Genomic DNA, 12,366 nt, shown 5'->3' with positions numbered 1-12,366 from the left:
AGTCACAGCCAGCCGTTGCGCTTCAGCGTGCGGTGGATGCCGACACAGAGGCCCACCATGGCCGTCATGACCACGGGGTAGCCGAACTTCCAGTGCAGCTCGGGCATGTAGTCGAAGTTCATGCCGTACACCCCGCACACCATCGTCGGTACGGCGATGATCGCGGCCCAGGACGTGATCTTCCGCATGTCCTCGTTCTGCGCGACGGAAGCCTGGGCGAGGTTGGCCTGGAGGATCGAGTTGAGCAGCTCGTCGAAGCCGATCACCTGCTCCTGGACCCGGGCGAGGTGGTCGGCGACATCGCGGAAGTACTTCTGGATGTCGGGGTCGATCAGCCGCATCGGCCGCTCGCTCAGCAGCTGCATGGGCCGCAGGAGCGGCGAGACCGCCCGCTTGAACTCCAGGACCTCACGCTTGAGCTGGTAGATCCGGCCGGCGTCGGTGCCGCGCGGGGTGCCCTTGCGGCCCGGCGAGAACACCTCCGTCTCGACCTCGTCGATGTCGTCCTGCACGGCGTCCGCGACCGCGATGTAGCCGTCGACGACGTGGTCGGCGATGGCGTGCAGCACGGCGGAGGGGCCCTTGGCGAGCAGCTCGGGGTCGTCCTGGAGGCGGTGGCGCAGCGCGCGCAGGGAGCCCTGGCCGCCGTGCCGGACGGTGATGAAGAAGTCCCGCCCGGTGAAGCACATGACCTCGCCGGTCTCCACGACCTCGCTGCTCGCGGTGAGTTCGGCGTGGTCGACGTAGTGGATGGTCTTGAAGACGGTGAACAGCGTGTCGTCGTACCGCTCCAGCTTGGGCCGCTGGTGGGCCTGGATCGCGTCCTCGACGGCCAGCGGGTGGAGTCCGAACTCGCTGGCGATACCGGAGAACTCGGCCTCGGTCGGCTCGTGCAGCCCGATCCATACGAAGCCGCCGTCGCGGCGCACCTTGCGCACCGCCTCGTGCGGGGTCAGCGACTTCGAGACGTCGATGCGGGCGCCGTCGCGGTAGACGGCGCAGTCGACGACGGCGGAGGGCGTCGAGGGGTCGCGGGTGGTGTCGTAGGCACCGCCGTCCTTGCGCAGGGAGGGACGGGACGGGCGGACCGCGGCACGCAGGTTGTGGATCATCGACATGTGGCAGGCTCCTTCGCGACACGCAACGAAAGACCGCCGACAACGGCTGGAACTGCCCGGAATGGGGACGTCCTGGCTGGGGATGGTTGGCACGTCCACAAAGCGGGGAGCACCGCACCGTCGCGGTGGTGAGCTTCGCTACTGATTCAGAACTGACGCAGATCACACGGATCAGGCAAACGGATCAGGCAAAACGAAACCAAGTGCTCTTCCGCGAAGACGCGAAGACGACGCGAATGCGAGAGGTGACAACCCAGCGGGAGTGGCCGGAGCGACTACGTCAGCGGGCGGAAGAGCGGGTGCTACTGCACGGATGACTTCGATCCATTGCAGCCCCACCTCCTCCGGCCGGTCCCTCGTGAGGGACGATCCATTCCCCTTCAAGGGGAGCCCCCTGGGGGGAACTTCAGCGGTGTCGGGACTCGATCGCGACGCTTCTGCGTGCTGCCCCGAACCCGGCCTAGGGTAACAGCCGACGGAACTGTCAAGGCGCGCGTTTACCCGTAACTGACGAGTTCTATGCTCGCTGCATGGCTGATGTTCTTCCTCTGGTCGAGGCCCGGTTGCGTACGACGCTGGGCGAACCGGACGCGCGTGCCGCGGTCACCTTCGTCGGTACCGACCGCGTCGAGGTGCTGCGTTTCCAGGACCGCGACCAGGACGGGGAGATCCTGCGCTACGCCACGCTCGGCATGTCCGCGCAGCCGATGGCCGACCCCACCGCCGTGCTCGCCGACCCGGTGAAGGGCCCGCGCGCCGAACTGGTCATCTCCGTCCGGGCCGGCCTCGCCGACACCGACAAGGTGCTGCGCCCGCTCGCGATCCTCGCCGCGTCCCCGCAGGTCGAGGGTGTGATCGTGGCCCCCGGCGCCTCGCTCGACGTGGGCGAGCCGCTCTGGCCCGGGGCGCCCTTCACCTCGGTCCTGGTCGCCGAACCGGGAGGACTGGTCGAGGACCTGGAGCTGGACGAGCCCCTGGACCCCGTACGCTTCCTCCCCCTCCTCCCGATGACCCCGAACGAGGCCGCCTGGAAGCGCGTCCACGGCGCCCAGGCTCTCCAGGAACGCTGGCTCACCAACGGGACGGACCTCCGGGACCCCGCCCGCAGGTCCGTCCCGCTGGACTGACGCCCGAGTCCGACGGCCACGTGACCGATGTCACCAACCGGCGCCCGGAAGGCGCCAGTTGGCCTGGCCCTCAGTTCGCGAAGACGGTGACGCCGTCCTCGGTGGCGTGCCGGGTCTCCAGGTCCTCGGCCTCGTGGGTGAGGGACTTCCGGCGTACGACGACCACCACCGCGCCGAGCACGGCCGTCACCGCCGCGACGACGAACGGCATACGGACGTTGCTCCACTCCTCGATCTTCGGCGCGAAGTAAGGGGCCGCGGCGGCGGCGAACCAGCGCACGAAGTTGTAGCCGGCGCTCGCCACCGGGCGCGGTGCGTCGGAGACACCCAGCGCCAGCTCGGTGTAGACGGTGTTGTTCACGCCGATGAACGCGCCCGAGAGGATCGTGCAGACGACGGCGGTGGTGTGGCTGCCGTAGCCGAGGAGCAGTACGTCGGCGGCGAGGAGCACCAGCGAGCCGCCGAGCACCTTCAGTGAGCCGAACCGTCGCTGGAGAGGCGGTGCCACGAGCACGGAGAAGGCGGCGAGCAGGACACCCCAGGCGAAGAACACGGCCCCGGACCTGTAGGGCGTCATGTCGAGCACGAACGGGGTGAAGGCCAGCACGGTGAAGAACGTGTAGTTGTAGAAGAAGGACGAGACAGCGGCGGAGGCCAGGCCGCCGTGGCCGAGCGCCTTGAGCGGGTCGAGCAGCGAGGTCTTCCGGGCCGGCTTCGGCTGTTCCTTGAGGAACACCGTGACGCACAGGAAGCCGACCGCCATCAGGAACGCGGTGCCGAAGAAGGGGTAGCGCCAGCTGGCGTTGCCGAGCAGCGCGCCGACCAGGGGCCCGCAGGCCATGCCGAGGCCCAGGGCGGACTCGTACAGCAGGATCGCCGCAGCGCTGCCGCCGGCCGCCGCGCCGACGATCACCGCGAGGGCCGTCGAGACGAAGAGCGCGTTGCCGAGGCCCCAGCCGGCCCGGAAGCCGACCAGTTCGGCGACCGAGCCCGAGGTGCCGGCCAGGCCCGCGAAGACCACGACGAACGCGAGGCCGAGCAGCAGGGTCTTCTTGCCGCCGATCCGGCTGGAGACGAAGCCGGTGACCAGCATCGCCACGGCGGTGATCAGGAAGTACGACGTGAAGAGCAGGGAGACCTGGCCGGCCGTGGCGTCCAGGCCCTTGGCGATGGACGGCAGGATCGGGTCGACGAGACCGATGCCCATGAAGGCGACGACGGACGCGCCGGCGGTCGCCCAGACGGCCTTCGGCTGCCGGAGCAGCCCGCCGGCTCCCGCGTCGAAGGGATCGGCTTCGGAGGGGTCGGCTTCGACGGGGCCTCCCGTGCTTTCCGTGGTGGCTGTACTGCTGCGCATGCCTGCTCCTTGACGACTCGCGGGCACAACCCGCGGATAGATCGTTGGTCTATACACATATTAAGTTAGATCGGCTAACGAGTGCAAGCTGCATCTATTTTCACCTGGTGGAAAGGGTGGAAACGTGTCACTCCGGACGGGTGATCGTCCTTGACGTGAGGAAGGACGGGGAGGACCGTGGGGCTCTATGAGGGGCGAACCCAGTTGCCCGAAGTGTGGTGGCCGGGTCAGGGCTCCCGGACTCTTTGCCGACTCCTGGCAGTGTGATGTGCACGGGACGGTGCATCCGCTGCAACCCGCGATCCCGCCCAGTGTCGAGGCCCTCGGCGTCGTGGTGCACCGCACGCAGGTGCCGGTGTGGATGCCGTGGCCGCTGCCGGTCGGCTGGCTCTTCACGGGCGTGGTCTGTGCGGGCGACGACCGCAGTGGCGGCCGTGCGACGGCGGTGGCCTGTTCGGGCCCCGGCCCGCTCGGCGGCATGGGTGAGCTGATCCTGGTCGCCGAGGAACTCGGTGTCGGCCTCGGCGCGCGGTACGCGGGCATCGACGGGCCCGACCCGGGGCCGTACATGAACGTGGAGAAGCCGGCCGAGGCGAAGGTGCTGGCGGCGGGGCGGCCCACTCCGTTGTGGCATGTCCCCGGCGGGCCCGACGACCGTGCGGTGTTCGCGGGTGAGGCGCTCGGGTTGTGGTTGTGGGCGGTGGTGTGGCCCGAGCAGTCCGGGTTGCTGATGTATGACGAGCTGGTGCTCACGGATTTGCGGGATGCGGGGGCCGAGTTGGAGCTGGTTCCCTGCGGGGCGTTGTCGCCTCGGTTGCTTGAGCCGTAGAGGTTGGTCGCGTTTTTTGGGGTGTCTTGGGTTCCGTGTCGCGTGCGGGTCGGTGGGGGCTTGTCGCGCAGTTCCCCGCGCCCCTATAGGTCCGCCCTTGTAAGGGTCGGATGCTGGGTTCAGGTGTGACAGGCGGGCCTCTGGGGGCCGTTATGCTTGGCGCGTCTTGTTCTGCCCCGTCGTCGCCTGGAGTTCGCACCGTGCGCATCGATCTGCACTGCCACTCCACCGCCTCCGACGGTACGGACACGCCTGCCGAGCTGGTGCGGAACGCTGCCGGGGCCGGGCTGGACGTCGTTGCGCTGACCGATCACGACACGACGCGTGGGTACGCCGAGGCGATCGCCGCGTTGCCCGCCGGGCTCACGCTGGTCACCGGCGCCGAGCTGTCCTGTCGGCTCGACGGGATCAGCATGCACATGTTGGCCTACCTGTTCGATCCCGAGGAGCCCGCGCTGTTCGCCGAGCGCGAGCTGGTGCGCGACGACCGGGTGCCGCGGGCCCGGGGCATGGTGGCCAAGCTCCAGGAGCTGGGCGTGCCCGTCACCTGGGAGCAGGTCGCGCGGATCGCCGGCGACGGATCCGTGGGCCGCCCGCATGTCGCGACGGCGCTGGTCGAGCTGGGCGTCGTACCGACCGTGAACGACGCGTTCACCGGGGACTGGCTGGCCGACGGCGCCCGGGCCTACGTACCGAAGCACGAGACCGATCCCTTCGAGGCGCTGCGGCTGATCAAGGGGGCGGGCGGGGTGGCCGTCTTCGCGCACCCGGCGGCGAGCAAGCGGGGGCGGACGGTTCCGGAGTCCGCGATCGCCGAGTTGGCCGCCGCCGGGCTCGACGGGCTCGAGGTCGACCACATGGACCACGAACCGGCGACGCGGGCGCGGCTGCGGGGCCTCGCGGCGGAGCTGGGGCTGCTGGCCACCGGCTCCTCCGACTACCACGGCAGCCGGAAGACGTGCGTGCTCGGGGAGAACGTGACGGATCCCGAGGTGTACGGGGAGATCACGCGGCGGGCCACCGGGGCGTTCCCGGTGCCGGGGGCCGGCGGAGCCTGACAGTCACCCGCGCTCACCGTCCCCGTACCTACGCAAGGCTTGCTCACCCATGTTCGACGTCGCTGTCTTCGGCTCGCTCTTTCTCACCCTCTTCGTGATCATGGATCCCCCCGGGATCACCCCGATCTTCCTCGCGCTCACCGCCGGGCGGCCCGCCCGGGTGCAGAAGCGGATGGCGTTCCAGGCCGTCTGTGTGGCCGGCGGTGTGATCACCGTGTTCGGGCTGCTCGGGCATCAGATCCTGGGCTATCTGCACGTCTCCGTGCCCGCCCTGATGATCGCGGGCGGGCTGCTGCTCCTGCTGATCGCCCTCGACCTGCTCACCGGCAAGACGGACGAGCCCAAGCAGACCAAGGACGTGAACGTCGCCCTCGTACCGCTCGGCATGCCGTTGCTCGCCGGGCCCGGTGCGATCGTGTCGGTCATCCTGGCCGTGCAGAAGGCGGACGGCGCGGCCATGCAGGTGTCGGTGTGGGCGGCGATCCTGGCGGTCCATGTCGTGCTGTGGGTGGTGATGCGGTACTCGCTGGTGATCATCCGCGTCATCAAGGACGGGGGCGTGGTCCTGGTGACCCGGCTCGCGGGGATGATGCTGTCCGCGATCGCCGTGCAGCAGATCATCAACGGGGTCACTCTGGTGGTTCAGCAGAGCTGATGGGTGTTGGCGGCTGCGGGCGCCGACAAGCCGATAAGCGGAACCCCCGCACGGCATGTGCCGTACGGGGGTTCCGAAGTCTGCTCGTCGTCCGCGAGCGTCATCCGCGCGATACGCGCGTTATGAGGCCGAGGTGTCGGCCGGGCGGATCCAGAGGCGCTGTCCTATGGCGGCGGCCTGCTGCACGATCCGGTTGACGGAGGCGGCGTCCACGACCGTACTGTCGACGGGGGTGCCGTCGACGTCGTCAAGACGCATGATTTCGAAGCGCATGGGCTTCTCCCTTCGTCTGGTCATCCTCCTGAGGAGAACTACTTGCGTTACGTAGGTAGACAACTACGTGCGTGTTACGAACATTCCCTACGCTAAATAAATTTTTCGAACGTCTAACTACCGACCGGTAAGAGCCGTATAGAAGGCGTGTAGGAGACTGACCGGGACCGGTTGTGTTCGCAGCGTGACCACCGAGACAATGGAGGCATATGAACAACGACGACCACGCGGAGCTGAGCGCCCGCATCGACCGCACGAACGAGTTGCTCCACCGGATGCTCGCCGAGGTGGCGAAGACACCCTCGACGCACGCGATCTTCGTCGACGCCGGGTATCTGTACGCGGCGGCGGGACGGCTCGTCGCCGGAACCGAGGACCGCCGCTCCTACGAACTGGACGCGGAAGGTCTCATCGAGGCGCTCATCGACAAGGCCCGCACGATCTTCGCGGACAGTCGGCTGCTGCGGGTCTACTGGTACGACGGTGCCCGGCGCCGCATCCACACCATCGAACAGCAGGCGATCGCGGAACTGCCGGATGTGAAGGTTCGCCTGGGCAACCTCAACGCCAACAACCAGCAGAAAGGCGTCGACTCGCTGATCCGCACCGACCTGGAGTCACTGGCCCGGCACCGCGCGATCAGCGACGCCGCGCTCATCGGTGGCGACGAGGACCTGGTGTCGGCGGTCGAGGCGGCCCAGGGGTACGGGGCACGGGTCCACCTGTGGGGCATCGAGGCGCCCGAGGGCCGCAACCAGGCCGAGCCGCTCCTCTGGGAGGTCGACAGCCAGCGCACGTTCGACCTCGACTTCTTCAAGCCGTACGTCGCCCGGCGCACGGCGGCGTCGTACGACTCTTCGGCGGGAGCGCGGCCCTCGCGCGAGGATGTCCGGTTCGTGGGCGCGCAGATCGCGGCGAAGTGGCTGGCCGCGCGAGGCCGCGAGGCACTGGTCGAGCTGCTGCCCGGGCATCCGTATCTGCCCGGGTCCGTCGACCAGGACCTGCTGGTGGAGGCGGAGGGGCTGCTCCAGTACTCGCTGCGCGGGCAGGCCGAGCTGCGACGGTCGCTGCGGGACGGGTTCTGGGAGCACCTTCAGACCCAGTACTGACCCTCACCTCACGCGCTCACCGGTCCGCTGCGGTGTCCCAGAAGTCGGCGAGAGCGCGGGCGGTCTCCAGCGGGCGGTCCGTGTTGGGGGAGTGCTCGGCTCCCGCCACGACCGTCCGGTGCGCACGCAGTCGTACGGCCATGTCGTCGAGGAGGGGGACGGCCCAGGTGCCGTCCTCCGAACCGGACAGGACATGGAAGGGCAGCGGTACGGTGGCGAGTTCCGCCACCCGGTCCGGCTCGGCGCACAACTGACGCCCTGTGGCGATGAGTTGGGCCGGACTGTTGCCCATCCAGCGGCGGCGCAGATCCTCGCGGTCGTCGAGCCCCGCGTCGACGGCGTCCACGGAATCGAGGTCGCCGGCGCGGGTCTGGGGGTCGTCCATGGCCTGGATGGCCTCCCAGACGTCGGCCATGGTCATCACGGCGAGCGCGTCCCGCAGCAGCTTCGCGCGCTGCTGCTGTGCCTCGGAGATCTCGGCGGGGCCCGAGGAGATGAGGGTCAGCGAGAGGAAGGGGGAGTGGTCCAGGATCACGGCGGCCCGGGCGATCTGTCCGCCGAGCGAGTGCCCGACGAGATGCACGGGGGTGCCGACGGCCGCCGCCTGCGCGAGCACGTCCTGCGCCAACTCGGCCTGGGCGTAAGCCGATTCGTCGTCCCGGGGACCCGGCGACTCGAACTGCCCGCGCCCGTCCACGGCGACGGTACGGTACCCGCGCGCGGCCAGCGGTTCGTGCATCCCGATGTAGTCCTCCTTGCTGCCGGTGAACCCGGGCAGCAGCAGAACGGTCCCCTTGGGCTCGACGCCGCCATCCATGGCGGCATCGATGACGGCGAACTCACCACGCGCGGTACGCAGGGCGTACGCACGGGCACCGGGGGGCGGGGCGAAGGTCGAAGGCCTGCTCATGTGCCGAGGTTATCCGGCGAACCTGCGGGGGTGGTCGGTGGCTCGGGTGGGCGGGGGCCTGAGAGGGGGGTGGCTTGATGGGCCGGGAGTGGTGCCTGGGGTTCGGTGGGCTGGGGTTGGAGTTGGTCGCTGGGGTCGGGGCTGAGGGCCGCTCGGTGGTGGGAGGGCTCGGGCTGGTGGCTGAGGTGGCTGAGGTGGCTGAGGTGGCTGAGGTGGTTAGGGCGGCTGAGGTGGGTGGGGTGGCCAGAGAGCTCGGGCCGGTGCTGGGGTAGCCGGTGGGCTCAGGGCGGCGGTTCGGCAGCCTGGGCGAACTCTGACGGTTCGGTGTCCGGGGCGGGAGCCCGGGCCGGGGCCATGGTGTTTGGGGGAGCACTGATGGCCTGGGGCCGATGGCGGGGGTCGGTGCTGGCGTGTGCGGGGACAGCCATGGTGCCGGGGCGTGCGCCGGTGGCTCGGGTGCTTGGAGGCACCGGGGGTTCGGTGCTGGGCGTGAGTGGCGGCCGTTCGGTGTCTGGGGTGTGGGGTGCCGGGGTCGTGGTGGCTAGGCGTGCGTTGATGGCTTGGGCGCTTGAGGGCGGCGGGGTTCGGTGCAGGGGTGAGCGGCGTTTGGGGTGTGCGGGGACGGCCATGGTGCCTGGGCGTCCCCCGACGGCCTGGGTGGTTGAGGGCGGCGGGGAGGGCTCGGCGCTGAGGGCGTGCAGCGGGAGCTCGGCGCCCGGGGTATGCGGGGCGGCCACGGCATCTGTGGCAACGCCGACGGCCCGGCCACCTGGTGGGGTGGGCCGGGCCGTCGGGGGTGTTGCCGGTGTTGCGGAGGGACGGGCCCTCCGCGGGGGTCAGGCGTCCGCGGGTTCCGTGACCGGAGCGGTGACCGTGGCCTTTCGGGTGGCGCGGCGCCTGGGCTTTGCCTCGGTGGCCTCTGAGGCCGGCTCCGCCACGACCGCCGGTTCAGCGGCCTTGCGCGTGGCCCGGCGGCGCGGCTTGGCCTCCGCCTCGTCCGCGGCCTGGGCCGGGATGTCGGCCGTCACGGTCTCCGGGGCCGCGACCGCCTTGCGTGTCGTGCGACGGCGGGGCTTGGCCTCGGTTGCCTCGGCCGTGTCCACGGCGGCTTCCGCCGCCGGTGCGGCTGCGGCGGCCTTGCGGGCGGTCGTACGGCGCGGCTTGGCCTCCGCGGTGTCGACCGCGGCCTCCGTCGCCGTTGCCGTCGCCTTGCGGGTCGCGCGGCGCGGCTTCGGCTCCGCCGATTCCGTCTCCGTGACGACCGGGGCCTCGGCGGTCTTGCGCGTGGCCCGGCGGCGCGGCTTCGCCTCGACGCCTTCGGCGGTGTCGACCGCGGCCTCCGCAGCGGTCGCCGTCGCCTTGCGCGTCGCACGGCGCGGCTTCGTCTCCGTCGCCTCGGCCGAGGTCGGCTGGGCCGGGATGTCGGCCGTCACGGTGTCCGCCGCGACGACAGGCTCGGCGGCCTTGCGGGTGGTCCGGCGGCGCGGCTTGGCCTCGACCGCCTCAGCGGTGTCCACGACGGCTTCCGCAGTCGTCGTGGCCTTGCGCGTCGCACGGCGCGGCTTGGCCTCGATCACCTCGGTGGCCTCGACCGTGTCCACAGCGGTCACCGCGGCCTTGCGGGTCCGGCGCGGCTTGACGGCCTCGGGCTCCGGCGTCTCCGTAACGGCCTCGACCACGGCCACGACGGGCTCCGCGGCCTTACGGGTCCGGCGGCGCGGCTTGGCCTCGACGGCCTCAGCGGTGTCGACGACGGCTTCCGCAGCCGTCGTCGCCCTGCGTGTCGCCCGACGCGGCTTCGTCTCCGTTGCCTCGGCGGTGTCCACGGCCGTTTCCGCAGCCACGGTCGCCTTGCGCGTCGCACGGCGCGGCTTGGTCTCCGCGACGACCGGGGCCGGCTCGGTGACGGGCTCGACGACTGTCTCCGTCGTCACGACCGGCGTGACCGTCTGTTCGGCGGTCCTGCGGGTACGGCGACGGCGCGGCTGCTCCTGGGGCGTCTCCGCCTCGGGGGCCGCCGGGGCCTCGGCAGGGACGATCTCGGCGGGGGCGGTCAGCGCCGGCTCCGCCGTCCTGCGGCTGCGGCGACGGCGCGGCTGCTCCGACGGCTCGGGGACAGTGCCCTCCGCCGTCGCGACCGCGGCCTCGGCCGACGGCTCGACGACCGTTGCCGTGGCGGCTGCCAGCGGCTCCGCGGCGGCACCACGCGTGCGGCGACGGCGGCGCGGCGTACGGCGCTCGGTGGGCTGCTCGGACGAGGCGGGTGCCTCGGTGACCGGGCTGCCGGACGTGACCGGCGCGTCCGAGGCGGCCCCGCCACGGGTACGGCGGCGACTGCGCGGCGTACGTGCCGGGCGCTCGCGCTCCGACGAGGGCGCGGAAGCAGCGGCGGGGGCGGCGGAGGGGCCACCGGAACGGCCGCCGCGACCGCGCGGGCCACCGCGTCCGCCCGTCTCACCGAGGTCTTCGACCTCCTCGGCGCCCAGACCGGCACGCGTGCGCTCCGAACGAGGCAGCACACCCTTCGTGCCGACCGGGATGCTCAGTTCCTCGAACAGGTGCGGGGACGTGGAGTACGTCTCCGGCGGGTCGTTGAACTTCAGCTCCAGCGCCTTGTTGATCAGCTGCCAGCGCGGGATGTCGTCCCAGTCGACCAGCGTGATCGCGATGCCCTTGGCACCCGCGCGGCCCGTACGGCCGATGCGGTGCAGGTACGTCTTCTCCTCTTCGGGAGACTGGTAGTTGATGACGTGCGTGACACCCTCGACGTCGATACCGCGCGCGGCCACGTCCGTGCAGACGAGGACGTCGACCTTGCCGTTGCGGAAGGCGCGCAGCGCCTGTTCGCGGGCGCCCTGGCCGAGGTCGCCGTGGACGGCGCCGGAGGCGAAGCCGCGCTGCGCGAGCTGGTCGGCGAGATCGGCCGCCGTACGCTTCGTACGGCAGAAGACCATGGCCAGTCCCCGGCCGTCGGCCTGCAGTATGCGCGCGACCAGTTCGGGCTTGTCCATGTTGTGCGCGCGGTAGACGTACTGCGCGGTGTTCGCGACCGTCTTGCCCTCGTCGTCCGGCGCGGCGGCGCGGATGTGCGTGGGCTGCGACATGTAGCGGCGCGCGAGACCGATGACCGCGCCCGGCATGGTCGCCGAGAACAGCATCGTCTGACGGCGGGGCGGCAGCATGTTCATGATCTTCTCGACGTCGGGCAGGAAGCCCAGGTCGAGCATCTCGTCGGCCTCGTCGAGGACGAGCGCGCGGATGTGCTTGAGGTCGAGCTTCTTCTGACCCGCGAGGTCCAGGAGACGGCCCGGGGTGCCGACGATGACGTCGACGCCCTTCTTGAGCGCCTCGACCTGCGGCTCGTACGCCCGGCCGCCGTAGATGGCGAGAACGCGCACGTTGCGGACCTTGCCGGCCGTCAGCAGGTCGTTCGTCACCTGCTGACACAGCTCGCGCGTCGGGACGACGACGAGGGCCTGCGGGGCGTCCGTGAGCTGCTCGGGCTTGGCGCGGCCGGCCTCGACGTCGGCGGGGACGGTCACGCGCTCCAGGAGCGGGAGTCCGAAGCCGAGCGTCTTGCCGGTGCCGGTCTTGGCCTGGCCGATGACGTCCGTGCCCGTGAGGGCGACGGGGAGGGTCATCTCCTGGATGGGGAAGGGGGTGACGATGCCGACGGCTTCGAGCGCCTCGGCCGTCTCGGGAAGGATCCCGAGATCGCGGAAAGTGGTAGTCAGGGCAATGCCTCTTCTGTGTACGCGGTGCGAGGCGAGCGCGGGGGTCGTGTCGGGACCGTGCCGGAAAAAGTCGGCCGCCTCACGGGCGGGCCGAGTGGCACGGGACCACTGCCGACGCTCGAGCGCTCGTACCGCTGAGGGTCCCTCCGAATTCCGTACGCACTGTGCCGTACGGATGAGGAGAGCTGTCGGGTCG

10 protein-coding genes are annotated in these 12,366 nt (G+C 70.7%); 5 read left to right on the top strand and 5 right to left on the bottom strand.

The window, feature by feature from the left end; translation table 11 throughout:
- Nucleotides 1-2 precede the first annotated feature (2 nt).
- Nucleotides 3-1,118: a magnesium and cobalt transport protein CorA gene (locus ACH4TV_RS09640; protein WP_398396008.1), complete on the bottom strand. Its 1,116-nt coding sequence runs from the start codon at nucleotides 1,116-1,118 to the stop codon at nucleotides 3-5.
- Nucleotides 1,119-1,648: 530 nt separating this feature from the next.
- Here ACH4TV_RS09640 and ACH4TV_RS09635 point away from each other — a divergent pair.
- Nucleotides 1,649-2,245: a suppressor of fused domain protein gene (locus tag ACH4TV_RS09635; RefSeq protein WP_398396006.1), complete on the top strand. Its 597-nt coding sequence runs from the start codon at nucleotides 1,649-1,651 to the stop codon at nucleotides 2,243-2,245.
- 70 nt (nucleotides 2,246-2,315) lie between these two features.
- Here ACH4TV_RS09635 and ACH4TV_RS09630 read toward each other — a convergent pair whose 3' ends face one another.
- Nucleotides 2,316-3,602: an MFS transporter gene (locus ACH4TV_RS09630; protein ID WP_398396003.1), complete on the bottom strand. Its 1,287-nt coding sequence runs from the start codon at nucleotides 3,600-3,602 to the stop codon at nucleotides 2,316-2,318.
- Nucleotides 3,603-3,789: 187 nt separating this feature from the next.
- On the opposite strand from ACH4TV_RS09630, the gene ACH4TV_RS09625 reads away from it, so the two are divergent.
- From ACH4TV_RS09625 to ACH4TV_RS09615, 3 genes are all read left to right on the top strand, one after another.
- Nucleotides 3,790-4,431, top strand: coding sequence for a DUF6758 family protein (locus tag ACH4TV_RS09625; RefSeq protein ID WP_398396001.1), 642 nt, complete (start codon nucleotides 3,790-3,792; stop codon nucleotides 4,429-4,431).
- Nucleotides 4,432-4,631: 200 nt separating this feature from the next.
- Nucleotides 4,632-5,489, top strand: coding sequence for a PHP domain-containing protein (locus ACH4TV_RS09620; protein WP_398395999.1), 858 nt, complete (start codon nucleotides 4,632-4,634; stop codon nucleotides 5,487-5,489).
- 49 nt (nucleotides 5,490-5,538) lie between these two features.
- On the top strand, nucleotides 5,539-6,144 hold the full coding sequence (locus ACH4TV_RS09615; RefSeq protein WP_398395997.1) for a MarC family protein: 606 nt from the start codon (nucleotides 5,539-5,541) through the stop codon (nucleotides 6,142-6,144).
- Nucleotides 6,145-6,264: 120 nt separating this feature from the next.
- On the opposite strand, the gene ACH4TV_RS09610 is transcribed toward ACH4TV_RS09615, so the two are convergent.
- Nucleotides 6,265-6,417, bottom strand: coding sequence for a hypothetical protein (locus ACH4TV_RS09610; protein WP_007384531.1), 153 nt, complete (start codon nucleotides 6,415-6,417; stop codon nucleotides 6,265-6,267).
- Between the two features lie 209 nt (nucleotides 6,418-6,626).
- Between ACH4TV_RS09610 and ACH4TV_RS09605 the strand changes: the two genes are divergently transcribed.
- Nucleotides 6,627-7,526 (top strand): NYN domain-containing protein, encoded by a 900-nt coding sequence (locus ACH4TV_RS09605; RefSeq protein WP_398395995.1) that lies wholly within the window; start codon nucleotides 6,627-6,629, stop codon nucleotides 7,524-7,526.
- Nucleotides 7,527-7,542: 16 nt separating this feature from the next.
- Here the strand turns inward: ACH4TV_RS09605 and ACH4TV_RS09600 are convergent, their stop codons facing one another.
- Both ACH4TV_RS09600 and ACH4TV_RS09595 read right to left on the bottom strand, forming a co-directional pair.
- On the bottom strand, nucleotides 7,543-8,436 hold the full coding sequence (locus ACH4TV_RS09600) for an alpha/beta fold hydrolase (RefSeq protein ID WP_398395993.1): 894 nt from the start codon (nucleotides 8,434-8,436) through the stop codon (nucleotides 7,543-7,545).
- An 836-nt stretch (nucleotides 8,437-9,272) separates the two neighbouring features.
- On the bottom strand, nucleotides 9,273-12,077 hold the full coding sequence (locus tag ACH4TV_RS09595; RefSeq protein ID WP_398395991.1) for a DEAD/DEAH box helicase: 2,805 nt from the start codon (nucleotides 12,075-12,077) through the stop codon (nucleotides 9,273-9,275).
- Between the last annotated feature and the right edge of the window lie 289 nt (nucleotides 12,078-12,366).

This window comes from Streptomyces sp. NPDC020898, from assembly GCF_044333925.1.
In the GTDB taxonomy this organism is placed as follows: domain Bacteria; phylum Actinomycetota; class Actinomycetes; order Streptomycetales; family Streptomycetaceae; genus Streptomyces.
This window is presented reverse-complemented; position numbering and strand designations above follow the sequence as displayed.